24 protein-coding genes are annotated in these 23,474 nt (G+C 39.7%); 9 read left to right on the top strand and 15 right to left on the bottom strand.

Translation table 11 applies throughout. From position 1 onward, the window contains the following. Positions 1–100: 100 nt before the first annotated feature. From nadA to secA, 4 genes are all read right to left on the bottom strand, one after another. Positions 101–1,168, bottom strand: coding sequence for a quinolinate synthase NadA (gene nadA, locus ACINWC743_RS05610; RefSeq protein WP_004830225.1), 1,068 nt, complete (start codon positions 1,166–1,168; stop codon positions 101–103). 149 nt (positions 1,169–1,317) lie between these two features. Beyond that, a complete protein-coding gene (gene argJ / locus ACINWC743_RS05605) occupies positions 1,318–2,538 on the bottom strand; it encodes a bifunctional glutamate N-acetyltransferase/amino-acid acetyltransferase ArgJ (protein ID WP_009584714.1) in 1,221 nt (406 codons plus the stop codon). 168 nt (positions 2,539–2,706) lie between these two features. Then, positions 2,707–3,069, bottom strand: a complete 363-nt coding sequence (locus ACINWC743_RS05600; protein ID WP_004830228.1) for a hypothetical protein — start codon at positions 3,067–3,069, stop codon at positions 2,707–2,709. 138 nt (positions 3,070–3,207) lie between these two features. Continuing rightward, the gene (secA, locus tag ACINWC743_RS05595; RefSeq protein WP_009584669.1) at positions 3,208–5,928 is read right to left on the bottom strand and encodes a preprotein translocase subunit SecA; all 2,721 of its coding nucleotides are present in this window, start codon (positions 5,926–5,928) and stop codon (positions 3,208–3,210) included. Between the two features lie 332 nt (positions 5,929–6,260). On the opposite strand from secA, the gene ACINWC743_RS05590 reads away from it, so the two are divergent. Next, a complete protein-coding gene (locus ACINWC743_RS05590) occupies positions 6,261–6,899 on the top strand; it encodes a peroxiredoxin (RefSeq protein WP_004830231.1) in 639 nt (212 codons plus the stop codon). A 177-nt stretch (positions 6,900–7,076) separates the two neighbouring features. Here ACINWC743_RS05590 and lysM read toward each other — a convergent pair whose 3' ends face one another. The 6 genes from lysM to ACINWC743_RS05560 all read right to left on the bottom strand — a co-directional run bounded on the left by lysM (position 7,077) and on the right by ACINWC743_RS05560 (position 10,870). Further along, positions 7,077–7,550: a peptidoglycan-binding protein LysM gene (gene lysM / locus ACINWC743_RS05585; RefSeq protein ID WP_004830234.1), complete on the bottom strand. Its 474-nt coding sequence runs from the start codon at positions 7,548–7,550 to the stop codon at positions 7,077–7,079. A gap of 288 nt (positions 7,551–7,838) precedes the next feature. Beyond that, the gene (gene acpP / locus ACINWC743_RS05580; RefSeq protein ID WP_004723957.1) at positions 7,839–8,075 is read right to left on the bottom strand and encodes an acyl carrier protein; all 237 of its coding nucleotides are present in this window, start codon (positions 8,073–8,075) and stop codon (positions 7,839–7,841) included. A gap of 86 nt (positions 8,076–8,161) precedes the next feature. Further along, positions 8,162–8,896 (bottom strand): 3-oxoacyl-ACP reductase FabG, encoded by a 735-nt coding sequence (fabG, locus tag ACINWC743_RS05575; RefSeq protein ID WP_005031128.1) that lies wholly within the window; start codon positions 8,894–8,896, stop codon positions 8,162–8,164. Continuing rightward, positions 8,893–9,879, bottom strand: a complete 987-nt coding sequence (gene fabD, locus ACINWC743_RS05570; RefSeq protein ID WP_004830238.1) for an ACP S-malonyltransferase — start codon at positions 9,877–9,879, stop codon at positions 8,893–8,895. Before fabD ends, fabG begins: the two co-directional genes overlap by 4 nt. Before the next feature lie 167 nt (positions 9,880–10,046). Continuing rightward, positions 10,047–10,232 carry a 50S ribosomal protein L32 gene (gene rpmF / locus ACINWC743_RS05565; protein WP_004830240.1) on the bottom strand — a complete coding sequence of 62 codons (186 nt, stop codon included), beginning with the start codon at positions 10,230–10,232 and terminating at the stop codon, positions 10,047–10,049. A 74-nt stretch (positions 10,233–10,306) separates the two neighbouring features. Continuing rightward, positions 10,307–10,870 (bottom strand): YceD family protein, encoded by a 564-nt coding sequence (locus tag ACINWC743_RS05560; RefSeq protein WP_005031131.1) that lies wholly within the window; start codon positions 10,868–10,870, stop codon positions 10,307–10,309. A 97-nt stretch (positions 10,871–10,967) separates the two neighbouring features. Between ACINWC743_RS05560 and ACINWC743_RS05555 the strand changes: the two genes are divergently transcribed. The 5 genes from ACINWC743_RS05555 (at position 10,968) to ACINWC743_RS05535 (ending at position 14,600) form a co-directional block, all read left to right on the top strand. Further along, positions 10,968–11,633 (top strand): elongation factor P hydroxylase, encoded by a 666-nt coding sequence (locus ACINWC743_RS05555; protein ID WP_009584716.1) that lies wholly within the window; start codon positions 10,968–10,970, stop codon positions 11,631–11,633. A 269-nt stretch (positions 11,634–11,902) separates the two neighbouring features. Then, a complete protein-coding gene (locus tag ACINWC743_RS05550) occupies positions 11,903–12,520 on the top strand; it encodes an L-threonylcarbamoyladenylate synthase (protein WP_004830246.1) in 618 nt (205 codons plus the stop codon). Positions 12,521–12,588: 68 nt separating this feature from the next. Further along, a complete protein-coding gene (locus ACINWC743_RS05545) occupies positions 12,589–12,855 on the top strand; it encodes a hypothetical protein (RefSeq protein WP_009584710.1) in 267 nt (88 codons plus the stop codon). A gap of 330 nt (positions 12,856–13,185) precedes the next feature. Then, a complete protein-coding gene (locus ACINWC743_RS05540; RefSeq protein ID WP_009584696.1) occupies positions 13,186–14,001 on the top strand; it encodes an MBL fold metallo-hydrolase in 816 nt (271 codons plus the stop codon). Between the two features lie 2 nt (positions 14,002–14,003). Beyond that, positions 14,004–14,600 (top strand): dual specificity protein phosphatase family protein, encoded by a 597-nt coding sequence (locus ACINWC743_RS05535; RefSeq protein WP_009584711.1) that lies wholly within the window; start codon positions 14,004–14,006, stop codon positions 14,598–14,600. A 23-nt stretch (positions 14,601–14,623) separates the two neighbouring features. On the opposite strand, the gene ACINWC743_RS05530 is transcribed toward ACINWC743_RS05535, so the two are convergent. The 4 genes from ACINWC743_RS05530 to trpA are packed head-to-tail and all read right to left on the bottom strand — an operon-like array spanning position 14,624 to position 18,601. Then, the gene (locus ACINWC743_RS05530) at positions 14,624–15,628 is read right to left on the bottom strand and encodes an SPOR domain-containing protein (RefSeq protein ID WP_009584700.1); all 1,005 of its coding nucleotides are present in this window, start codon (positions 15,626–15,628) and stop codon (positions 14,624–14,626) included. Further along, positions 15,619–16,908, bottom strand: a complete 1,290-nt coding sequence (folC, locus tag ACINWC743_RS05525; protein WP_009584688.1) for a bifunctional tetrahydrofolate synthase/dihydrofolate synthase — start codon at positions 16,906–16,908, stop codon at positions 15,619–15,621. The genes ACINWC743_RS05530 and folC overlap by 10 nt, the downstream gene beginning before the upstream one ends. Next, positions 16,905–17,801 (bottom strand): acetyl-CoA carboxylase, carboxyltransferase subunit beta, encoded by an 897-nt coding sequence (gene accD, locus ACINWC743_RS05520; RefSeq protein ID WP_004830255.1) that lies wholly within the window; start codon positions 17,799–17,801, stop codon positions 16,905–16,907. The genes folC and accD overlap by 4 nt, the downstream gene beginning before the upstream one ends. After that, entirely contained in the window at positions 17,798–18,601 is an 804-nt protein-coding gene (trpA, locus tag ACINWC743_RS05515) for a tryptophan synthase subunit alpha (RefSeq protein ID WP_005031143.1), read from the bottom strand. The genes accD and trpA overlap by 4 nt, the downstream gene beginning before the upstream one ends. 422 nt (positions 18,602–19,023) lie before the next feature. On the opposite strand from trpA, the gene ACINWC743_RS05510 reads away from it, so the two are divergent. Beyond that, positions 19,024–20,349 (top strand): Na+/H+ antiporter NhaC family protein, encoded by a 1,326-nt coding sequence (locus ACINWC743_RS05510; RefSeq protein ID WP_004830257.1) that lies wholly within the window; start codon positions 19,024–19,026, stop codon positions 20,347–20,349. Positions 20,350–20,424: 75 nt separating this feature from the next. Here ACINWC743_RS05510 and ACINWC743_RS05505 read toward each other — a convergent pair whose 3' ends face one another. Then, positions 20,425–21,459: an AraC family transcriptional regulator gene (locus ACINWC743_RS05505; protein ID WP_035300408.1), complete on the bottom strand. Its 1,035-nt coding sequence runs from the start codon at positions 21,457–21,459 to the stop codon at positions 20,425–20,427. Positions 21,460–21,613: 154 nt separating this feature from the next. On the opposite strand from ACINWC743_RS05505, the gene ACINWC743_RS05500 reads away from it, so the two are divergent. Continuing rightward, a complete protein-coding gene (locus tag ACINWC743_RS05500) occupies positions 21,614–22,489 on the top strand; it encodes a metal-dependent hydrolase (protein WP_009584713.1) in 876 nt (291 codons plus the stop codon). Positions 22,490–22,538: 49 nt separating this feature from the next. Next, on the top strand, positions 22,539–23,414 hold the full coding sequence (locus ACINWC743_RS05495) for a metal-dependent hydrolase (protein ID WP_004830260.1): 876 nt from the start codon (positions 22,539–22,541) through the stop codon (positions 23,412–23,414). Positions 23,415–23,474 lie beyond the last annotated feature (60 nt).

Below are 23,474 nucleotides of genomic sequence, written 5' to 3'. Positions count from 1 at the left end.
GCGTGACGCCACAAGACGTCAACACCTATCTTGAAAAAAAGTTAAAAAAACAAGTCAAATGTATATTAATCAAGCATTTCAGGTATTTTTTATACAATTTTTAACGTTTCAATTGCGCACTGAAGTTCAACATACGATCTAATGGCAATTTTGCACGCTCTGCTAAGGCTGGATCAACAAATATTTCTTGATCAGCATTTTGTAAAACTGCCAAGATTCCATCGAGTTCATTCATTGCCATCCAAGGACAATGTGCACAAGAACGACATGTCGCTCCTTCACCTGCTGTTGGTGCTTCAATTAATGTTTTATGAGGTACGGCTTGTTGCATTTTATAGAAAATGCCACGATCTGTAGCCACAATCAAGGTATCTTGCGGTAGTGTCTGCGCTGCTTTGATTAATTGTGAAGTACTGCCTACAGCATCTGCGATATCAATCACCGACTCAGGTGACTCAGGATGCACCAAAACAGCAGCATTTGGATACAAGGCTTTCATCTTTTCGATACCACGCGCACGGAACTCCTCATGCACGATACAAGCACCATCCCACAACAACATATCAGCGCCCGTTTTCTTTTGAATATAGCGTCCTAAATGTTGATCTGGTGCCCAAATAATTTTTTCACCCAGACTGTCTAAATGTTCAATAATTTCAACAGCACAACTTGAAGTCACCACCCAATCTGCACGTGCTTTAACTGCTGCCGAGGTGTTCGCATAAACCACAACCGTGTGCTCAGGATGAGCATCACAAAATGCTGTGAACTCATCTACTGGGCAACCTAAATCCAGTGAACAAGTCGCTTCTAGTGTTGGCATTAATACTCTTTTTTCAGGAGAAAGAATCTTTGAAGTTTCTCCCATAAATTTAACACCAGCGACAACCAATGTGGATGCCTCATGATCTCGACCAAAGCGTGCCATTTCTAAAGAGTCTGAAACACATCCCCCAGTCGCTTCTGCAAGTTCTTGCACTTCCGGATCACAGTAATAATGCGCCACTAAAACGGCATTTTGCTTTTCCAGTTCAGCCTTGATTTGATCAAACTTTTGTTGTTTCAGCTCTGGACTTAAACGATTGTCCTTTGGCTCACCCAAACGATCTAAATGCGCTTGCACAATCGATTTTGCTTCGTTGGCAATTAAATTATTCGCATCATTCATAAGAGGTCTTCTCATCCCTTGTCGCTGGCATCATGCTAGCGGTATACCTGTGTGAATTTATTGTACTTTTTACTGCACATAAATTCACCTCGAAAAATGTTTTGTTATAAAAAAGCCTCACGAATGAGGCTCAATTCAAATATCAATGTTTAAGAGCGATAGTCTGCATTAATTTTTACATAGTCATAGGATAAATCACAGGTATAGACGGTATCTTTGGCTGGTCCTCGCCCAAGATCTACACGGATAGTCATCTCAGTTTGTGACATCACACGCGCGCCTGCTTCTTCAGTATAATCTTCTGCAGCACCACCATCTTTACAAATCTGTACGTCATCCAACCAAACTTGAATTTTTTCAACATCTAGATCTTTCACACCTGCATAACCAATTGCTGCAAGAATACGTCCCCAGTTTGGATCAGATGCAAAAATTGCCGTTTTTACAAGTGGTGAATGCGCAATACTATATGCAATATCACAGCACTCTTGTGTATTATGACCACCCTCAACCGCCACAGTAATAAATTTAGTGGCTCCCTCGCCATCACGAATGATCAGTTGCGCCAAACGCTTCATTACACGGGATAAAACCTCAAGTACTACCGTATAGCGGACATCATCTTCTGTAGTGATTTCTACACCACCAGCACATCCAGTTGCTGCAAAAATACATGAATCATTGGTTGATGTATCACCATCCACCGTAATACGGTTAAATGATTGGTCTGCACTAACTTTCAGCATCTTTTGTACAAGTGTTCGTGCAATAGGCATATCTGTTGCTACAAAGCTCAACATGGTTGCCATATTTGGACGAATCATACCAGCACCTTTAGAAATGCCGGTCATGGTATAAGTAATACCATCCAGCTCAAATTGCTCTGAAGCACCTTTAGGTGTGGTATCCGTGGTCATGATTCCAGTTGCGGCATCACTCCATGCATCGTCACGCAAACTTGCTAAAGCAGGTTGTAATCCTTGAGTTAAGCGCTCAATTGGTAATTGTTCACCAATAACACCTGTAGAAAATGGCAGGACTTCAAAAGCCTCTACTTGTGCCAATTCAGCAAGCTTTAAGCAGGTCAATTGAGCATTTTGCATACCTAATTTTCCCGTACCCGCATTGGCATTACCTGTATTAATCACGAGGTAACGAGGATTCGCCTGTGCCAAATGCGCTTTAGAGACATGAACAGGTGCTGCACAAAATGCATTTTGGGTAAATATCCCAGCAACATTGGTACCTTGTGAAAATTCAAAAATAACTAAATCTCGTCGATTTGGATAACGGACATACGCCTCAGCAGAGCCAATTTTTACACCTTGCACCACATGCATATGTGGCATAGACACGTCACCAACAGCCATTTTTAAATGTCCATATGAGTTAAATAAGAACCACAGCTTATTAGAATTCTCGTTAAAAATCGAGCTTATTAAAAAGCTTATTTATTTTTACTATAAGAAATGTTTATTCATTTGAATATAAAATAAAAAAGCCAGTAAATTTACTGGCTTCATACTTGCTATCGCTTGTTATTGTTGCGCTGGAGCTGTGGTATCCACAGCCAATAACGCTTGTTTCACTTTTTCTTGACTAGATGCTGAAAGTGCTGGATTTGATGCAACAACTCGATTTACTGTCGCAGGTGTCACTGCCGCAATTGCTGCTGTTTTGAGAATAATTGGACGTCCACCCGTATTCCCCAAAGTATAACGAATACCTGTACGTGGGCTAATCACTGTGGTTGTTTCGTTTTTAACTTCTGCTTGCGCTGTTACCGCACCTGTCGCTGCTTGTACTTTTTCTACAGTGGTGGTTTGTGGTGCTGTATCTGCAAATGCCAATACTGGAAGGGCTAAAGTTGCAACAAATAAAGGTTGTAATAGTTTTTTCATTGTCTTTCCGAATATCTATTCAATTGAGCAACTTAATACCATTTTATTATATTTCCTGCAATCAAAATTAACTCACCGTAATAACTTGTAAAAAAAGCAGAACAATTGTTCTGCTTTTTTATTGAATTTTCAGTCGGTTTAATTAATTTTACCGTGGCACTGCTTATATTTCAGCCCAGAACCACATGGGCATGGTGCATTGCGACTTTCTGGTGGCTCAACCACATCGTCATTTGCAAATTGTGCATCAACGATATCATTGGTCACATTACCACTTAAACCATCTACTTCATCATGAGCAAAGTTCAAGCGCATTGCATCTGCTTGTGCTTGTTGTTGAGCTTCCATTTCAGCAAGCTCTTCAGGTGTTGGAATATGAACACGAGAAATATCAGTCACCACATCTGACTTAATTACACCTAACATATTAACGAATAAGTTAAATGCTTCTTTCTTGTATTCTTGCTCAGGATTCTTTTGTGCATAACCACGTAAGTGAATGCCTTGACGTAGATAATCCATCGCAGCCAAATGATCCTTCCAATGACGATCTAATGAACCCAACATGAAGTGACGTTCTAAAGTCGCTGCTGTTTCAGCACCCATTTGCTCACGACGACCACGATAACGTTCAACAATCTCATCAGAAATACGCTCAACCAAAGCTTCTTCATCAAGACGGCGGTCTTCTTCCAACCAACGATTAACAGGAAGATCAATACCTAAATCTTCTTTTAATGCATTTTCCAGACCATCAATATCCCATTGATCATGGATGGATTCTGGTGGAATATAAGTTTCAATCAAACCTTTTACAACTTCGCGATGCATTTCTTCAATATAATCTTGAAGTGAACTCTCTTCTAAAATCTCATCTCGTTGAGAGTAAATAATCTTACGTTGCTCATTATTGACGTCATCATATTTCAATAAATTTTTACGAATATCAAAGTTTCGTGCTTCAACTTTACGCTGCGCATTTTCAATCGAACGAGAAACCATCTTATGCTCAATAGCTTCGTTTTCTTGTAAACCCATTGCACGCATCATTGCAACAACACGATCACCTGCGAAAATACGCATTAAATCATCTTCTAAAGACAAGAAGAAACGTGAAACACCAGGGTCACCTTGGCGACCAGAACGACCACGCAACTGATTATCAATACGACGAGATTCATGACGTTCAGAACCGATGATATGTAAACCACCTGAACTCAACACCATTTCATTATTGTGTTCCCATTCTGCTTTTAGACGTGCTTCATCTTCAGCAGTAGGTTGTTCAATTTTGGCTAATTTAGCTTTCCAGTTACCACCAAGCAAAATATCTGTACCACGACCTGCCATGTTTGTCGCAATCGTAACAGCACGTGGCGAACCTGCTTGTGCAATAATATCAGCTTCACGTTCATGCTGTTTAGCATTCAGCACTTCATGCGCAATGCCCGCTTCTTTAAGCTTATCCGATAAAATTTCAGAAGCTTCAATCGTTGCAGTACCGATCAGGATTGGAGCAACACCAGCTTCATGGATTTTTTGAATCTCTTCAATAATCGCGTTGTATTTACCATTACGGTTTAAATAAATTAAATCGTTCTGGTCATTACGAATCATTGGGCGATGCGTTGGAATAAGTACAACATCCAAGCCGTAAATTTCTTTCATTTCCGCAGCTTCAGTATCAGCAGTACCTGTCATACCTGAAAGCTTTTTGTATAAACGGAAATAGTTCTGGAAAGTTGTTGTCGCTAAAGTTTGGTTTTCAGGTTGAACATCCAAGCCTTCTTTTGCTTCAACTGCTTGATGTAGACCTTCTGACCAACGGCGTCCCGGCATGGTACGACCTGTATTTTCATCAACAATAATCACTTCACCATCATGTACGATGTAGTGAACATTGCGTTGATACAAGAAATGCGCGCGAATTGCTGCTGAGACATGATGAACAAGGTTAAGATTTGATGGTGAATACAAGCTTTCGCCTTCAGCCAACAAGCCCATTTTGATCAATTCATCTTCAACAGTTTCATAACCGACTTCAGTCATTTCCACTTGGCGTTGTTTTTCATCAATCCAGAAATGCCCACCATCTGCAACTTTTTCTTCTTTCTGTGCATGAAGCTTAGGTGGAATACTATTGATTGCGACATACAATTGTGATGAGTCATCACTTTGACCAGAAATAATCAACGGAGTACGTGCTTCATCAATCAAGATCGAATCGACCTCATCAATAATCGCATAAACTAAACCACGTTGCTTTTTCTCTGCCATAGAGAAAACCATGTTATCGCGAAGATAATCGAAACCAAATTCGTTATTGGTACCATAAGTAATATCTGAACGATAAGCTTCAGCTTTTTCGATTGGTGATTGCATTGAATAAATCACGCCAACCGTTAAACCTAAGAACTCATAAAGCGGACGGTTTAATTCAGCATCACGTTGTGCCAAATAATCGTTAACCGTAATAACGTGAACGCCTTGCTCACTTATTGCATTGAGATAAACAGCCAAAGTTCCCATCAGGGTTTTACCTTCACCTGTACGCATCTCAGCAATTTTACCTTCGTGCAAAGTAATACCACCAATGAGCTGCACATCATAATGACGCATACCCATAACACGCTTTGCTGCTTCACGACATACAGCAAATGCTTCTGGCATTAATTTATCTAGGCTTTCACCATTCTTATATCTTTGTTTGAATTCTTCAGTTTTTGCAGATAAGTCTGCATCGCTGAGTGCAGATATCGTCGGCTCGAGCGCATTGATCTTATCGACAATTTTACGCATACGTTTTAGTTCGCGCTCGTTTTTAGTACCGAAGATTCCTCCGATCAGACTTGCCAACATATAAACTCTCTAAATCTTGTAAAATAAATTTTTCTCAGACGATATTATGGTGTTAGAAATTTGAAGTACAAGGGTTTTGCACAAATCCAATCAAAAAAATCTGACGACCAGTTAGGTACGCATGAGTTAAAGCGCCTTAATGTAGCAAATTTAACCGATATTTACAGCGAGGTCGTGCGCAATTCTGTGTTTTTTTCACATCAACATGCCAACATATCTCTTTTTTTCATAAAGAAATAAAAAAACACTATTTTTAATTATAAAAAAACTGCGCAATAGTATTTTGGACGAGCTAAATAACAGATGATTTTTTTAATTTTGAGGTTTTTATCATGACGCTACGACTAGGTGACATTGCACCAGATTTCACCCAAGAATCCAGTGAGGGACCCATTCACTTCTATGATTATTTGGGCGACAGCTGGGGAATTCTGTTTTCGCACCCAGCAGACTACACACCTGTATGTACCACTGAACTTGGCTATACTGCAAAGTTAAAAAGTGAATTTGAAAAACGTGGCGTAAAAGCTATTGCTCTCTCAGTAGATGATGTTGAATCACACCGCGGATGGATTAACGACATCAACGAAACACAAAATACTCAGGTGAACTTTCCGATACTTGCAGACAAAGATCGTAAAGTTTCAACGCTTTATGATTTTATCCATCCCAATGCCAGTGAAACTTTAACCGTTCGCTCTTTAATTATTATTGATCCCAATAAAAAAGTACGCCTCATTATTACCTACCCAGCATCAACTGGGCGTAATTTCCATGAAATTTTGCGGGTGATTGATTCATTACAACTGACAGACAACTATAAAGTAGCAACACCTGCCAACTGGCAAGATGGTGAGGATGTTGTCATTGTGCCTTCACTCAAAGATGAAGCGGAGTTGAAAGAGCGCTTCCCAAAAGGCTATACGGCGGTTAAACCTTATTTACGTCTTACACCACAACCGAACAAATAAAATAATCCGCAACTACGTCATTTATTTAAACTAACTACTCTTTCAAAAGATCACATTTTATATGTGATCTTTTTTATGACATTTTTCTATTCAAGTCCAAGACACTCCTCATTAAAACCAGACTGAATCTAAAATCAAAAAAAGGCACCGAAGTGCCTTTAATTCTATCTGTAGAACTTAAGCTGGGATACGCAAAACTTGTCCAGGAAAAATATCATCTGCATTTTTCAGTAATGGGCGGTTTGCTTCAAAAATTTTATTGTATTGATTTGGATCACCATAAAATTCTTTTGAAATTTTAGACAAATTATCACCTGACTTCACCGTATAGAATTTACTTTCTGGCTCTGGTGTAGCAACAGTCATTTGATCATCCACTTGAGCAACATGATCAACATTACCAATCGCAAGAACAATTTTCTCTTTATCTGCTTGGCTGTGTACTTGTCCACGAACAGTAGCTAAGTCTGTTTGAGAATTATAACTCACCGATAAACCGTCAATAGACAGACCTAAACTCTTCACGAGTCCAAGGAGTTTGTTCGCAACTTCTTGTGCAGAAGGTTCTGCTGGTGTTGCTGGTGCAGCTTGTGGCTCAGCAGGCGCTGTATTTTTTTTACCGATACCTTTTACGAAATCAAAAAGACCCATTTATGTTCTCCATATTTTATTTGGAACTTGTTTTTACTGTGAACTTTTATAAAAAATTATAAACTCTATTTTTATAGCGAAAAAACACAGCGAAATGCGTAGTCATTAGTGACAGAAAAGTAACCGTATGTAACCACTATTTTTTTGATTTTAGAATTATTTCAGCATGATCAAATATTTTGTTTAGGTGATTAAGCTTGATTTCATCTTTAAAAATATCCAGCAATAAAAAAACCACCTTTACGGTGGTTTTTACGCATAACAACGACGTGTTATACAATCAACACATTAACCAAGTTTTTTAGTTACATAGTCGATTGCTGATTGAACAGTCGTGATTTCGTTAGAATCTTCATCAGGGATAGTGATGTCGAAGTCATTTTCGAAAGACATAACAAGTTCTACTAGGTCTAAAGAATCCGCACCCAAATCATCCATGAAAGATGCTTCGTTTTTGATTTCTTCAGCTTTAATACCTAATTGTTCTGCAACAGCTTGTTTAATGCGTTGTTCGATATCGCTCACAGGAATTCTCCTCATTGCTTGTGGCGGCTTTTAATTGCCTGATAGTTTAATTGAATATTTACTTTTTTCAAAGTTTATACATCGCATTACGCCATGTATAAACCACCATTTACGTGTAATACTGTGCCTGTAATGTAACTAGCTTTGTCAGAAGCCAAGAAACTCACAGCATCCGCAATGTCTTGTGGTTGACCAAAGCGGTTTAAGGCAACTTGATCACTCATTTTTTTACGAATGTCTTCGCTTAACTGCTCAGTCATTTCAGTCGCAATAAAACCTGGAGCAATGCAGTTCACTGTAATTTGACGGCTACCCATCTCTTTTGCAAGGCTACGGCTAAACGCTTCAATACCTGCTTTTGCCGCTGAATAATTGGCTTGACCTGGGTTAGCAAAATGAGCAACCACAGAACTAATATTGATAATACGTCCAAAGCGAGCTTTGGTCATACCTTTCAATACACGTTTAGACAAACGGAAAACAGCCTTGAGATGAATGTTGAGAATATCATCCCAATCATCTTCAGACATACGCAATAATAAATTATCTTTGGTAATCCCTGCGTTATTGACCAATATCATCACTGAACCATATTTTTGTTCAATGTCAGATACCAATGCATCAATGGCTGTACCGTCGCGTACATCAAGTACTGCGCCTACACCTTGCTCCGCAAAAGTCACAGAAAGTTTTTCTGCACCTGCTTCAGATGTTGCTGTACCGACAACAAAATAACCATCTTGAATTAATTGTTGAGCGATGGCAGCACCAATTCCTCTGCTTGCGCCTGTCACTAATGCAACTTTACGTTCTTGTGTCATGCAATTTTCCCTTCAGCCACTAAGATAGCATTCAGTGCATCTTCCATACGTGCTTGCGTATCAAGTGGAAATGCTTTTTCAATATTAGGTAAACGTTTTGCCAAATTTGCCAGTACATTACCAGGTCCGCACTCTGCAACATACTGGATACCTTGATCTTGTATGAATTGCATGGTTTTGGTCCACTGTACAGATTGGTACAATTGCGCTGTTAACGCCTGACGTAACTGTGTGGTATCTGTGGCAATTTCAGCATTGACATTTTGTATTACAGGAATACTTGGAAGCTCAATGGCAGTTTGTTCCAAAGCCTCTGCAAACCGTTCAGCAGCAGGTTTCATCAACGAACAATGAGATGGTACGGATACTGGTAAAGCAATCGCTTTGCCACCATTCTCTTTTGCCGCAACCATAACCGCTTCAACCAGCGTCTTATCCCCTGCAATAACAACTTGACCTTGTGCATTATAGTTTGCCGCTTCAACTGAGCCACGCCCTTGCACATTGGCTTGTTCACACAGTTCAATGACTTTTGCATCCTCCAAACCGAGAATCGCAGCCATTGCGCCTTGCCCTTGAGGTACTGCAGATTGCATCAACTGACCACGTAGATTGACCAATTTAACTGCATCAGCTAATGTCATTGCATTTGCAGCAACCAAGGCGCTGTATTCACCCAATGAATGACCTGCAAGATACTTTGGTGCAACACCACCAAGATCCAACCATACACGCCAAAGCGCAATACTGGCTGTTAATAGTACAGGTTGAGTGTTTTCAGTTTGATCTAAACCCTCACCACTTTGCGCAATGTGCCATAAATCAAAACCAATGGCATCTGAAGCTTCAGCAAAGGTTTCTTGTACACCACTAAACTGTTCTGCAAGTTCAGCAAGCATACCTACTTTTTGTGACCCTTGACCTGGAAACAAAAATGCAGTTTTTGTTGCTTGAGCTGCTTGTTCGAGTCGTTTGGCAGACATATAAAAAGTCCCTTATTTAATCTTGATCGTTTCCGATGCGGCAATTTTACAGAAAAAAAAAAATTTATTTAATTGCGAAATACAACAAAAAATACGCTTATACAAAACAAAAAAAGGGAGCTTTCGCTCCCATTTTTTCACTAAGCTTACGCCTAATGCGTCAACAATTATTCAGCATCAGCTGCTTTAGCGAATAATTGACGACCACGGTAGAAACCATCTTTAGTCACGTGGTGACGACGGTGAGTTTCACCTGAAGTTTGGTCTACAGTTAATGCATTCTCGGTTAAAGCGTCATGTGAACGGCGCATGTCACGGCGAGAGCGACTTTTACGGTTTTGCTGAACGGCCATGATGGCTCCTTACAAATCGAAAAAATGGATCAGAACAAATTCGGTTGTCTTAACTTAACAGTATAACACAAAATTTAGTTAAGTTTACCCTTCAAACTTGCCAAAACATCAAACGGGTTATCCCGTTTTTCTTCAACAATGTCCTGAACGGCTGGCTGATGCTTATGTTCACAAGCGTCATGCTTAGGAGACAAAGGCATCAACAATAACAATTCATCTTCTAAAAGCGCGAGTAAATCAACAGTTGCAGGAGTATTGGTTAAATAATCTCCCTTGGTTGTTGCTTCACTTTCACCTAATACGATGAAATCAGCATCCTCATCCAAGCGCTCTATCAGTGACTCATCATCTATTAAAGCCAAATGGAAATCAGAAACCAGAGGAATTTCAACAGAATCCAGACAACGCTGACATTCCATTGGAACTTTAGTATCTACATGACCATCTAACCATACGATACGATGATACGCATCCATTGATAGCTTACAGTCTATATTGATCAATTGATCATCAATTGATCCAACAGCTTCACGGGAAATACGAACAAAGCGAGACAATGGCAGTGTACCTGACCATGTAAAGCCTTGTTCAGCCCATTTAAACGGCTCTATCTGTGCCGGAAAGGTATTTGCTGACATAATTAAGGCGGCAATTCTACAAATTCATAGGTACTCTGTCAAAGATTAAGATACAATTTTGTACTTATTTAGACAGATCTCTTGAGTAATACAAGCCATGCATCAGTTGCAGCCGCAACCTGAAGTCACTACTTCATTACAATTTAACACCCGCTTAACCTCTGAAAACACATTGGAAGTGACCGATGTGCAACGCTCCCAATGGGAGAATTTGCAAACAGAAGCCCAGCAAGTAGATTGGCTTATCTTACACTTTAATCGTTGGTTTTCCCACCTAAATGTAATACTTGTTCGTGGTGATTTTGAACCTGAATATTTTCCTGCAACAAAAGACCAGCCTGCACGTATTCAATTTGCACATGGATTTTTTAATAGTGCTTTACATGAAATTAGTCATTGGACCATTGCAGGTGAACAACGTCGATTGTTACCTGATTTAGGCTATTGGTATGCGCCAGATGGACGTACAGCTGAGCAACAAGTCTTGTTTGAACAAGTCGAAATCAAACCTCAAGCCATAGAATGGCTATTTTCTAAAGCATTTGGACGAAAGTTTCGAGTCTCACTGGATAATCTCACTGGAGAAGGGGGTGATGGTGCTAGATTTAAAGATCATGTTTATGCTCAGGTACAACACTTTTTTTCAGGTGAAGCTAAACTTCCTCGCGATGCAAAATACTTTATTGAATGTATTTGTGCATACACTCGAGGTGGCAAAACATTACAAAGCAGTGAGTTCAACCGAAATGATTTAGACAGTTAATCAAAATAAGTTAACTCAAACATCTTTACCAAATCATTTCGCCATCTTGATCCTATGGCTGGCGATATAATTGGTAATCAGAGTCCACTCATTCGCACTAGATCGACATAGATTTTAGTGAATGTCATATTCAAAAGCTAAAATACCTGAGCCATCGTTCTAATATTATTAAAATATGAATGAGTTCAAATAAAATTACAAATAATGGTGTTCTTAACCATTTATTTTCAATACCATATATCAATAGATAATAAATCAGGAGAATAAATATGCTGCATTTAAGAGTACATCCTGACAATCCTCAACCACGTTTAATTAGTCAAGCTGTAGAAAGAATTCGAGCAGGTGATGTTGTGGTCTATCCAACAGATGCGGCTTATGCCATAGGCTGTCAGATTGGAAATAAGAATGCGATGGAACGTATTGCTCAGATTCGTGGCTTAGGTGCCAAACATCAATACGCCATTATTTGTGCTGACTTATCAGATATCGCCACTTATGCCAAAGTAGACAATGCAATGTATCGACTACTTAAAGCCAATACACCTGCAGTCACCACGTATATTTTACCTGCAACCAGTGAAGTACCGCGTCGCTTAATGCATCCAAAGAAAAAAACCATTGGTCTACGTGTTCCAAGTAATCCTGTCTGTCAAATGCTGTTAAAGGAGTTGGGAGAACCCTTACTGACAAGCACCTTGATCTTACCTGGTCAAGATGCACCAATGGATGATCCCTACGATATTGAACAATTATTGGAAAAACGCATTGATGTATTTATTGACAGTGGCTTGGGAACTTTAACCACCACCAGTATTGTCGACCTTTCTGGTGTAAATCCAGAAATCGTTCGCCGTGGTGTGGGCGATGTCAGCGCTTTTGAATAAGCGCTAGATTCCACTTAACCATTGATCAGTAATCCTAAAAAATCAAGGCTTGATAGAAGTAAGATGCTATGGATCTATTCACCACCTTATTGAATATGAATAATCTTCAAAATGATCAAATTTTATTTGTTGAAGAGCCTTGGACACCTGAAGCACAAGTGAGCATGCAATCTGTGTCTTTAGTTGAAAATCCTCTAGCCCAAAGTTTTCAATTGTTTTCAACAACCAATGAACTAAAACGCTTAGCCTTGCAGTTTAAAACTCGAAATGTATGTTTAAGAGAAATTTGTTATTTAATTATCGAATATTGCCTTGAAAAAAATATAAATACTTAACAAATTTAATATGATATACAAAAACACTTTGCATTAATCAAATCTAACATAAGCAACAAATCAAACTCAAAGTTATCAATGATGAATAGAAACTTTGGGAAAAAGCATTCAAATCCCCAGTAACAAGACCATGTCGATTAAAAGTAAAATTGATATTTTTCAACATAGAGAAATAAAGACTTTACTGTTTCAAGCTATAACCGCTAAAAAAATCCACTGCATGGGCTGTGATTTACCCGATATCAATTACACAACAATTGTATTTTTAGATTGGTATTTTTTCCAATTCAGTTTATAAACAAAGCACAATCCTAAAAACAAAGCATCATTATGATATACAACATTCATCATTTACATTGTGGAACGATGTGTCCAATCTGTGCACCCATTTATGGGCAAAAGGGCTTACATGCCAAAATGGTCTGTCATTGTCTTTTGGTTGAAACGGATAAGGGATTGGTCCTAATTGATACTGGTTTTGGTACTCAAGATTATCTTCACCCTCAAGCACGCCTAGGCAAGTTATTTTCAAAGGTCAGTGCTATTCAATTTGATTTTACATTAACCGCACTTGCACAAATTCAACAACTCGGCTTTCAACCTTCTGATGTCAAACACATTTTGGTCAGTCATTTAGACCTAGATCATGCTGGAGGAATTTCAGACTTTCCTCAAGCCACGATTCATATTCTATCCAGTGAATATAATGCAGCTCAGAAACTCTCGATGATGAATAAATTACGTTATCGCCCACAACAATTTAAAAATCATCGTCACTGGAACTTTCTTGAGCCAAAGAATGGAGAATCTTGGTTTAGTTTTCACAAGGTTCAAGGTTTTCATATGTTTAATGATGAAATCTTATTGATTCCATTACTGGGACATACCACTGGACACTGTGGTATTGCGATTAAACAACACAATGGATGGGTATTCTTCTGTGGTGATGCCTATTACAGCCATTTGGAATTAGATCCAAATCATAAACTTCCGCTCCTGGATAAGCTGGAACGTTTATTTGCAGAGAATAATACAGCTCGCTTAAAAACACTTTCTGAAATCCAACGTTTGGCACACAATGAGCCACGCATCGAAATAATTTGTGCGCATGATCCCGTTGAACTTGACCGCTACCTTGTAAAATAATCATGAAATTGAAATTACTCGCCTCTACCGTCTTAGTCAGCTTAAGTTTACAGTTTGTGGGCTGTATGACGACATCAGCACTTCCTGATCACCAACGCCCACAGCAATGGGGCACTGTGGTGAATAAACAGCATAATTTTTATCGTATCAGTGACAGTGTTTTCCGTAGTGAACAGCCCAGCACAGAGATTATTCCTGCCTTAAAAAAGCATGATATTGCTGTGGTCATCAATCTAAGGAGCCGTGATAGAGATAAAACTGTTTTGGCACAACAAGATTTTCAATTGGTACATATTCCAATCAACACTTGGGCAATCGATCGTGATGATTTACTTCAAGTCATGAAAACGATTCAAACAGCTAAGAAAAAGCAGCAAAAGATTCTTATTCACTGTTATCACGGCTCAGATCGTACGGGTGCAAGTGTTGCCATGTATCGTATTATTTTTGAGAATTGGTCAGTCGATGATGCATTAAAAGAAATGAAACATGGTGGTTATGGTTTTCATCCAATTTGGAGCAATATTGAAAAACTTTTTACCCCTGAAAATATAAAATGGATCCGTGAGCAACTCACGAATCCATCTTTAGCGACCTAATCTATAGCACTTAACATCAGCTCTTAACGGCGATCCAAAGGAACCCATTCGATCACCCAAGCGGATTTCATGCCTAAACTTGCATCAGCATTGATCTTTTTACGTGATGCATCAGCAGACTCTCGATCTTTAGATGGTCCAACCATGATACGAATACCTTTCGAGGTTGGGCTTTTGGTGACTTTATACCCTTTGGCACGGAGCTTTGCAGCGACTGCATCTGCATTAGCTTCATTGGCTGCAAGTGCAACTTGTACCATCCATTGTTTATCACCATTTTCCAGTAAATCGCGTGCTTTTTCTGCCTCAACTTTCTTTTTAGCTTCCTCAGCTTTACGCTTTTTCTCAGCTTCTACTTTCTTCTCTTCAGCTTGTTTTTTCTCAGCAGCGGCTTTCTTTTCAGCTTCTACTTTGCGTTTCTCGTCAGCTTTCTGTTGTTCTTCTAGCTTACGTTTTTTCTCTTCAGCTGCTTTACGCTCTGCTTCTGCGGTAGCTTGTCGCTTCTGCTCAGCGAGCTTTTTTTCAGCTTCGGCTTTCTGTTTCAACTGTGCATTTTGTTGCTCAAGCTGCTTCTGTTCAGTTGCTTTCTGTTGCGCTTTGGCTTTTTCATCTTGCACCAGCTCAGGAGGAATATCTGCACCCTCTTGTGCTGCCGCTGCTGCACCACGTCTTGCATTTGCAGCAGCATATTCTTCAGCAGCTTTACGTGCAGCATCAGCCTCTGCCTGTTGTTGCATACGTAAAAACTCAGCAGCCTTGGCTTCTTGTTCAGCCACAGCTTTTTCACGAGCACGCTTTTGTTCTTCCAACAGACGTTTTTCTGTTGCAACATCCACAGTCAATGGTTGTAATTGTACAGCCTCGCCTGCAGGCGTAGTTTTGTTTGGCTGAGTTTGACTTGCAGGTTGTGTTTCAGCCTGTCTTTGGTGGATTTCTTCTTTACCTTTTAGAAGCAATGCCGCCAATAGAACACCACCACTTAATAAAACAACACCGCCCATCCAGCGTTGTTTGTTATTCATTGACATTCTTCTAAATACTCCCAGACCGCTTCTAAGGTATGGAACGAACCACACACCAAAATCAGCTGATTATTATTGGTTTCTGCAAGCGCTGATTGAAATGCGGCTTGTACACAATCAAACTGTTCAACTGTCTCATTCTGCAATGCAGTGTGCAACTGTTCCATTGATGCTGCACGAGGCACAGTTAATGGAGCAATTTTCCACTTTAAGACAGTATTTTTCAACAACTTGACCACAGAATCTATATCTTTGTCAGACAACATTGAAAAAATAGAGACAACTTCTGTGTACTGTTTATTGTATTCTAAGAATTTTCGCAATTGCTTTAACAAAAATTCAACACCATGCGGATTATGTCCCGCATCAAAGATGACTGTTTTATCTTGTATTTTTCTAATTTCAAAACGACCAGCCAATTGTGCCTTTTTGATTCCCTGAGCAATTGCCTGTTGCGAAACATTTAAATCACTGAGTAAAACTGTGGCGACAGCAGTAGAAATATTTTCTAAAGCAAGCTTCCCTGTTGGAAATTTCAAAGTCGTACCTGAACTTGCAAAGTTCCAAGTCTGACCATCTCCAGATAGCTGATAAAAATAATCACGATTTACAGCATATAGCTGAGCATTACATTGTTGTGCTTTGTCCTGAATCGCTTGTGGCATTGCTTGTAAGCCACCAAAGACGACAGGAATATTTGGACGAATAATTCCTGCTTTTTCAAAAGCAATTTTTTCAATCGTATCGCCCAACCAGTCGGTATGATCTAAACCAATATTGGTAATCACAGCGAGATCTGGGTCAATCACATTGACCACATCTAAACGTCCACCTAACCCTACTTCAAGCACCCAAACATCACATTGTTTCTGTTTAAAAATAACAAATGCTGCCAGTGTGGTTGCTTCAAAAAAGGATAATGATAAATTGCAGATACGACGTGCTTGATCAACTTGAACAAAAGCATCAATCAGAGTTTGATCATCAACTTCCTGACCAGCCAATTTGACACGTTCATTGAATCTGTAAATATGTGGGGATTGATATAGACCTACATTCAAACCTTGCGCATTGAGTATGGCAGCGAGGGTGGTTGTGGTTGATCCTTTACCATTAGTGCCAGCAACAGTGATCACTTTTGCTGAGGGGCGCATGATTTCGAGTTGTTCAGCTACAGGAATGACTCGCTCTAAGCCTAAATCAATTCCTGTAACGTGAACATGGCTCCAATAATCGAGCCATGTTTGTAATTTATCAGTATTTAAAGGTGCTGTTTCGTTGTTCAAGGCAAGTTCATCAGTTTCGCTACAATACGATATACAGTATCACGTAATGCATGACGATGAACAATTTGATCGACCACCCCATGATCAAGCAAGAATTCCGCGCGTTGGAACGGTTCTTCAAGTTTCTCACGTACGGTTTGTTCGATAACGCGCTTACCAGCAAAGCCAATCATCGCTTTAGGTTCTGCAATTTGTACATCGCCCAACATTGCCAAAGACGCAGTAACACCACCATAAACTGGATGTGTTAACACCACGATATAAGGTAGATGTGCATCTTTCATTTTTTGAACCGCAGCTGAAGTACGCGCCATTTGCATAAGCGACAACATGCCTTCTTGCATACGTGCACCGCCAGAAGCTGCAAAACAGATTAATGGCTGTTTGTCTTTAATGGCTTTTTCAGCAGCCTGCACAAAGCGATCGCCCACGACAGTACCCATTGATCCAGCCATAAAGTCGAATTCAAAAGCACAAGCCACCATTGAAATATTTTTCAACTGCCCTTGCATGGCGACCAGTGCTTCAGTTTCACCTGTTTTATCCTGCGCTTCTTTTAAACGCGCTGGATAAGGTCTACTGTCGACAAAATGTAACGGGTCTTTAGCAACAAATTCTTGACCAAGTTCATTGTTAACCTGATCAAAGAACCAGTTCAAACGATCACGTGCTTTCATTTTCAAATGTTCATCACATGACGGACAAACATAAGCATTAAAAGACATCGCTGTACGAGTCACGAGTGCATGACATTCAGGGCACTCAATGGTTGGTTCAGTAAACGTCGCTTTGAGTGTTTGTTGTTGATCAGGCACATCAATGCCTGGAACTTTACGATCTGTCCACGGCGTAATTGCGCTGAGGATTTTCCCTGATTTCACTTCTTGATTCATACTAACTCATCGAGCGCCGCTCGAAGCTCCTTGACTTTATTCACTGCTGCTTCAACAGCTTGTTCTGGTGCAAGATTTGCAAAAGGTTTGACAAAAGCACTTCCAACAATCACAGCATCTGCAACTTGACCAACAGCTTTAGCAGAAGCAGCATCACTGATTCCAAAACCTACACCAACAGGAATATCGGTAAAGGTTTTAATTTTTTGGATACGTGTTGCGACTTCAGTTGTGTCTAATGTTGCAGCACCAGTGACACCTTTTAGAGACACATAGTAAATAAAACCACGGGCTTGATTTACTACATGTTGAATACGCTGTTCAGTAGAGGTTGGTGCGAGCAAAAAGATTTGATCCATATCGTATTTTTGCAATACGTCATCTAATGTTTTTGCTTCTTCTGGAGGTAAGTCCACAAGCAACACGCCATCTACGCCACATTCATGGGCATAAGCCACAAACTTTTCATATCCAATGACTTCAACAGGATTTAAATATCCCATTAAAACAACAGGTGTAGTGGTGTCTTTTTGACGAAACGCTTTGACCATATTCAAAGCATCAAGTGTGTTGGTGCCGGCAGCCAGAGCACGCTCTGCTGCAAGTGCGATTACAGGACCATCTGCCATCGGGTCGGAAAATGGTAATCCAAGTTCTACAACATCTACGCCTGCTTCAACCATCTGATGCAACAATGGTACCGTTACATGTGGTTGTGGATCGCCCGCCATCACATAAGAAACCAAAGCCTTACGCTGTTGAGATTTAAGTTGTGCAAAACGAGTGGCTAAACGTGACATAGGATTGTACATTCCTTGAATTGTTCAAACTTGAGGAGTTTTTAGATGATCAGACAACTGAGATGAATTTAAAATTCATTGACTTATTATCTTCCATCATCCAAATGTATAAATACAAGACACTGCATTGTAACGCTATTTTTTACTCAAAGGATAGAGTCACATAGTCGCTCAAACGTATCTTGTTTTATATGACAAATAATAAAACAACCCATATGTACATTTAGCGCTATTTTCAAAATGAGGACAATGATCAAAGTTACCTATTTTTAATATAATAAAAATCCCACATATTTTTTAAAAAATAAAAATAAATCATAACTATAGGGTAAAAAAAGCACTTCTAGAAGATACACAATCATTTTTCAGAAATTGCAAAAGCTGTTTATACTACGCGGGATTCTGATTTTTTATCTCCTCTTATGACCACACTCCCACAGGCTAAAGTGCAAGCCAGTGCGCTTGCGCTATTACCACTTATTGTATTTTTAGCCATTTTTTTAGGTAGCGGTATTTACCATACCATCATTGGTACTGAATTTGCTTTTTATCAAGTCAAAGCCCCGATCGCAGCGTTGCCTGCGATTATATTGGCGATTTTGCTGTATAAAGGAAAAATAAACTCAGCAATTGAAGCATTTTTAAATGGTGCAAGCCATCCAAATTTGATCCTCATGTTTATGGTTTTCATGTTGGCTGGCGCATTTGCAAGTGTGACCAGTAGCATTGGAAGTGTGGATTCAACTGTTCAATTTGGTTTATCCATCATTCCACCGACATTTGTCTTGCCCATGCTGTTTGTGATTTCAGCTTTTATTGCAACTGCAATGGGCACATCAATGGGCACAATTGCAGCTTGTGCTCCGATTGCTTTTGGATTCTCCCAAGCCACAGCGATTCAGCCCATTTATGCCATAGGTGCAGTGGTTAGTGGTGCAATGTTTGGTGATAATCTATCGATGATTTCAGATACCACCATTGCGGCAACGAGAAGTTTAAATGTAGAGCTACGCGACAAATTTCGGGTCAACATTTGGATTGCACTTCCTGCTGCAATCATCACCATCATGATTTATTTTTTGACCAGTCACCAATCTCAACTCATTGAGTATAAAAGCTATAACTTATGGTTGATTGTGCCTTATTTGGCTGTTTTCTTTTTGGCTTTTACCCGCTTACACGTGCTTGCTGTGTTGACGATTGGTATTGTCCTTTCTGTCTTAATCGGTCTGGTTGCAAAGCCTGAATTGGATTTACTCAAATTAAATAACGCAATTTATGACGGATTTGTGGGAATGTTTGAGGTTGCGCTACTTTCCATGTTTTTAGGTGGACTTTCTGCCATTATGCAAAAGGAAGGTGGTTTAGAGTGGTTAATTCAACGGATTTATTCTGCAACCCGACGATTTAATATTGGTCGACAACGTGCAGGTGAAATTGGTATTAGCTTTTTGGTGATTTTCTCGAATTTATTCGTTGCCAACAATACTGTGGCAATTATCTTATCTGGTGATATGGCACGAGAAGTTGCCAAAGAATATGGTGTAGACCCCAAACGTGCTGCTGCATTCATGGATATTTTTTCATGTGTGATCCAAGGCATTATTCCCTATGGTGCACAACTTCTACTCGCATGTTCAATTGCTAAACTTTCACCTGTGGAACTCATCAGCTCCATTTATTACTGCTGGGTATTGGCAATATTTGCAGTTTTGGCTATCGCATTTAGATTTCCAAAATTAAAATAGAATTCATAAATAATAGGCATGAAAGAATTAACTTAGCCTACCACCATATTGTCTAAGTTAATTTTTGCAAAGCATTTATGAAGACTTTAAATCTTGCTTTTTTTCTAACAACGTTTGCCCACTATATGCTTTATAGGCTCGGGCTAAAGCGGACTGATCCGAATAACCTAAACGCATTGCAATTTCAGAAAGTTGTATGTCACCACTCAGTAAAAATTCACATCGTTTCATCCGTTCACTTTCAACAATTTTTTTAAAAGAAGTGTCTAAGTCACTGAGTTGCCTTTGTAAAGTACGTGTCGAAATATGCAGTTCCTGTGCAACATCCTCAATCTTTGGCGCTTGTTCTTTGAGTTTTAAATACTCCGCCACGATAATATGCAATTGCTGGGCAATGGTTTTATAGCGAGGTTTCGCTGCGATCGCTTCTTCTGCCTGCTTGACTAAGAGCTGCATCAAAGATGGGTCAGCTTGTTGTATCTTCAGTTCCAAGCCTTCCATACGCAATACAAAACTATAGTGAGGTTGATTGAATAGCACCTCGCAAGCATAGAACTTTTGATAATGATAGAGTGCCATCTGTGGGGCGTGTGCAAAGTATACTGCTTGTAGGGGAAATTGATTTGGGGGTACGATTTTCCGTGCAAGATGCATCATCAGCGCATTGGTAAATTCATTAATTAAAATATATTTATCATGGTGAAATGGCCAAATTAAATGAACATACTGCCCTTTTTGTTGCATCTGCATGGGAATTACTTCATCACCATCAATCACCAAGCGACTAAAGCGCATAATATTTTGTAATGCCTCGGCAACGGTAGTACTTCGGGATGCCATATAACCCAGCACTCCAAAATGTTCTGGTCGAACATATTCCGCCATTTCAAAAACAATTTGTGGGCAATCGAAAGCCTGTTTGGTTTTTTCAATCAATTGGTGAAAGAATAAATAAGCCGATTGTGTATCAATAGGTAATGACAGGATACTTAGCAAATGTTGTTTTTCATCTGCTTGCAAAAAATCAAGCGTGGTAACATCCACGTTTCGTTCAGCCAAGTACATCTGCCAGAGATGGAAATAGCCGTTCGGAATCTGAAGCTCTTGCATATCCTTGCACTCTTTCAATTCTACATATCAACCAATTTGACATTCTAAATTTTCATTCTGTCATAAAATGTATAAAAATTGGCAATATCTGTCAAAACAAAGCTGCAATTTCCCGACATACTGAAATCATCGAAAGCAATGCAAGTAAAACAAAATGAATGCATTAGTTAAATATCAGGTGGACCCAGTCGTTCGCACCAAGCTCGATTTCAAGCTTGAAGACGTTCCTCGCTTTTGGTTTGGCGGAGATCCATTCCGTACACGTTTATTTGATGCTTTGAGCCTAACCTTTCCAGATGGAGAGCGCTACTTTATTGAAAGTGTTCGTTTATTTCGCAATAAAATCACTGATCCAGATTTACAACAACGGGTTGCTGACTTTATTCGTCAAGAGGCTCAACATGGCATGGCACATGACAAAATGAACCAAGTCATGAAAGACCAAGGAATGCCTGTTGATCGTTTTATTCAGCTTCTACAGAAAATATTTAAATTTGAACTCAGCCAACGTTCTCCACAGTACAACATCGCTATGACAGCTGCAGCGGAACACTTAACCGCACTTATGGCAGAAACTTTTTATCGTCATAAAGCAACTTTAGCTGAAGCACATCCTTATGTTCGCGCTTTGTTAGCATGGCACTCTATTGAGGAAATGGAACATCGAGATGTGGCCTTTGATGTGATGCAACAAGTGGGGGAAGTTCCAGATCATTTACGCCGTTTCGCTTTGGCGTTTACCACAATCATGATGTTCAACTTCACGCTGTACCGAGCCAATATCATGTTGAAGCATGATGGTTTCAGCCGTCTAGAACGAATCAAGATGGCGGCTCAAGGCTTACCCTGGTTCTTTGGAAAGCAAGGTATTCTTTCAGCAATGAGAAGTGAATATTTGGATTGGTTTAAAAAAGATTTCCACCCTAGCCAACATCCAGTGATTCGCCAATATCAAGTTTGGGTCGACACCATGGCTGCCACCAATGATCCAATTCAAGCAGGTGAAGCATTTTGGCAAGCAGGTTTATAAGTCTGCTTATGCTACACCTTTGTTGATGGGTAAATGTGAGAATAAAATAATGAATGCATATGTACAACACCAAGTTGATCCTGTAGTCCGAACGAATCTAGATTTTAGATTAAATGAAGTTCCACGTTTTTGGTTCGACAACGACCCTTTCCGAACACGTATGTTTGATGCACTTAGCCTGACTTTTCCTGTCGGTGAACGCTATTTCATCCAAAGTGTACGAGCACTTCGCGATAAAATCACCGATCCAGATTTACAACAACGCGTAACAGATTTCATTAAGCAAGAAGCACAACACGGTCTAGCCCATGACAAAATGAATCAGGAAATGCAACGCCAAGGTATGCCTGTAGATCAGTTTGTTCAGTTTATGGGTGAACATTTTGAGTACATCCTCAAACATCGCTCTAAGCAATACAACATTGCCATGACAGCTGCAGCAGAACACCTCACCGCACTTATGGCAGAAACTTTTTATAGTCATAAAGAAACTTTAGCTGATGTACATCCCTTTGTACGCGCACTCTTTGCTTGGCACTCAATTGAAGAAATGGAGCATCGTGATGTGGCTTTTGATGTGATGAAAGAAGTGGGCGAAGTGTCAGAGAATCTGCGTAAATTCGCGCTGGCTTTTGTAACATTACAAATGTTTGGTTTCACTTTTTATCGTGCCAATGTGATGTTAAAACATGACGGCTTTAGCCGCTTACAACGCGCCAAATTTGCACTCAAAGGTATTCCTTGGTTCTTTGGTAAGTCTGGAAAATTATCTGCCATGCGTCAGCAATACCTAGATTGGTTTAAAGCCGATTTTCATCCGAGTCAGCACCCTGTGATCCGACAATATCAAGTCTGGGTAGATACTTTGGCTGAAACCAATGATCCAATTGAAGCGGGTGAAGCGTTTTGGCAAGCAGCTCAATAAGACATTGAAATAATTACCCCCCTAGCTGATCAATTTCTTTTTCGGCAACATAAGATTTTA

Origin of the sequence: Acinetobacter sp. WC-743 (genome assembly GCF_000335555.1) — a bacterium.
Classification (GTDB): domain Bacteria; phylum Pseudomonadota; class Gammaproteobacteria; order Pseudomonadales; family Moraxellaceae; genus Acinetobacter; species Acinetobacter bereziniae.
The sequence above is the reverse complement of the archived record's forward strand: the minus strand, read 5'-3'. Positions and strand labels throughout refer to the sequence as shown.

What these genes read in the sequence shown, in the direction of transcription:
- nadA (WP_004830225.1), bottom strand. Translation starts at nt 1,168, where the DNA reads ATGAATGATGCGAATAATTTAATTGCCAACGAAGCAAAATCGATTGTG.
- argJ (WP_009584714.1), bottom strand. Translation starts at nt 2,538, where the DNA reads ATGGCTGTTGGTGACGTGTCTATGCCACATATGCATGTGGTGCAAGGT.
- ACINWC743_RS05600 (WP_004830228.1), bottom strand. Translation starts at nt 3,069, where the DNA reads ATGAAAAAACTATTACAACCTTTATTTGTTGCAACTTTAGCCCTTCCA.
- secA (WP_009584669.1), bottom strand. Translation starts at nt 5,928, where the DNA reads ATGTTGGCAAGTCTGATCGGAGGAATCTTCGGTACTAAAAACGAGCGC.
- ACINWC743_RS05590 (WP_004830231.1), top strand. Translation starts at nt 6,261, where the DNA reads ATGACGCTACGACTAGGTGACATTGCACCAGATTTCACCCAAGAATCC.
- lysM (WP_004830234.1), bottom strand. Translation starts at nt 7,550, where the DNA reads ATGGGTCTTTTTGATTTCGTAAAAGGTATCGGTAAAAAAAATACAGCG.
- fabG (WP_005031128.1), bottom strand. Translation starts at nt 8,896, where the DNA reads ATGACACAAGAACGTAAAGTTGCATTAGTGACAGGCGCAAGCAGAGGA.
- fabD (WP_004830238.1), bottom strand. Translation starts at nt 9,879, where the DNA reads ATGTCTGCCAAACGACTCGAACAAGCAGCTCAAGCAACAAAAACTGCA.
- rpmF (WP_004830240.1), bottom strand. Translation starts at nt 10,232, where the DNA reads ATGGCCGTTCAGCAAAACCGTAAAAGTCGCTCTCGCCGTGACATGCGC.
- ACINWC743_RS05560 (WP_005031131.1), bottom strand. Translation starts at nt 10,870, where the DNA reads ATGTCAGCAAATACCTTTCCGGCACAGATAGAGCCGTTTAAATGGGCT.
- ACINWC743_RS05555 (WP_009584716.1), top strand. Translation starts at nt 10,968, where the DNA reads ATGCATCAGTTGCAGCCGCAACCTGAAGTCACTACTTCATTACAATTT.
- ACINWC743_RS05550 (WP_004830246.1), top strand. Translation starts at nt 11,903, where the DNA reads ATGCTGCATTTAAGAGTACATCCTGACAATCCTCAACCACGTTTAATT.
- ACINWC743_RS05545 (WP_009584710.1), top strand. Translation starts at nt 12,589, where the DNA reads ATGGATCTATTCACCACCTTATTGAATATGAATAATCTTCAAAATGAT.
- ACINWC743_RS05540 (WP_009584696.1), top strand. Translation starts at nt 13,186, where the DNA reads ATGATATACAACATTCATCATTTACATTGTGGAACGATGTGTCCAATC.
- ACINWC743_RS05535 (WP_009584711.1), top strand. Translation starts at nt 14,004, where the DNA reads ATGAAATTGAAATTACTCGCCTCTACCGTCTTAGTCAGCTTAAGTTTA.
- ACINWC743_RS05530 (WP_009584700.1), bottom strand. Translation starts at nt 15,628, where the DNA reads ATGTCAATGAATAACAAACAACGCTGGATGGGCGGTGTTGTTTTATTA.
- accD (WP_004830255.1), bottom strand. Translation starts at nt 17,801, where the DNA reads ATGAATCAAGAAGTGAAATCAGGGAAAATCCTCAGCGCAATTACGCCG.
- trpA (WP_005031143.1), bottom strand. Translation starts at nt 18,601, where the DNA reads ATGTCACGTTTAGCCACTCGTTTTGCACAACTTAAATCTCAACAGCGT.
- ACINWC743_RS05510 (WP_004830257.1), top strand. Translation starts at nt 19,024, where the DNA reads ATGACCACACTCCCACAGGCTAAAGTGCAAGCCAGTGCGCTTGCGCTA.
- ACINWC743_RS05505 (WP_035300408.1), bottom strand. Translation starts at nt 21,459, where the DNA reads ATGCAAGAGCTTCAGATTCCGAACGGCTATTTCCATCTCTGGCAGATG.
- ACINWC743_RS05500 (WP_009584713.1), top strand. Translation starts at nt 21,614, where the DNA reads ATGAATGCATTAGTTAAATATCAGGTGGACCCAGTCGTTCGCACCAAG.
- ACINWC743_RS05495 (WP_004830260.1), top strand. Translation starts at nt 22,539, where the DNA reads ATGAATGCATATGTACAACACCAAGTTGATCCTGTAGTCCGAACGAAT.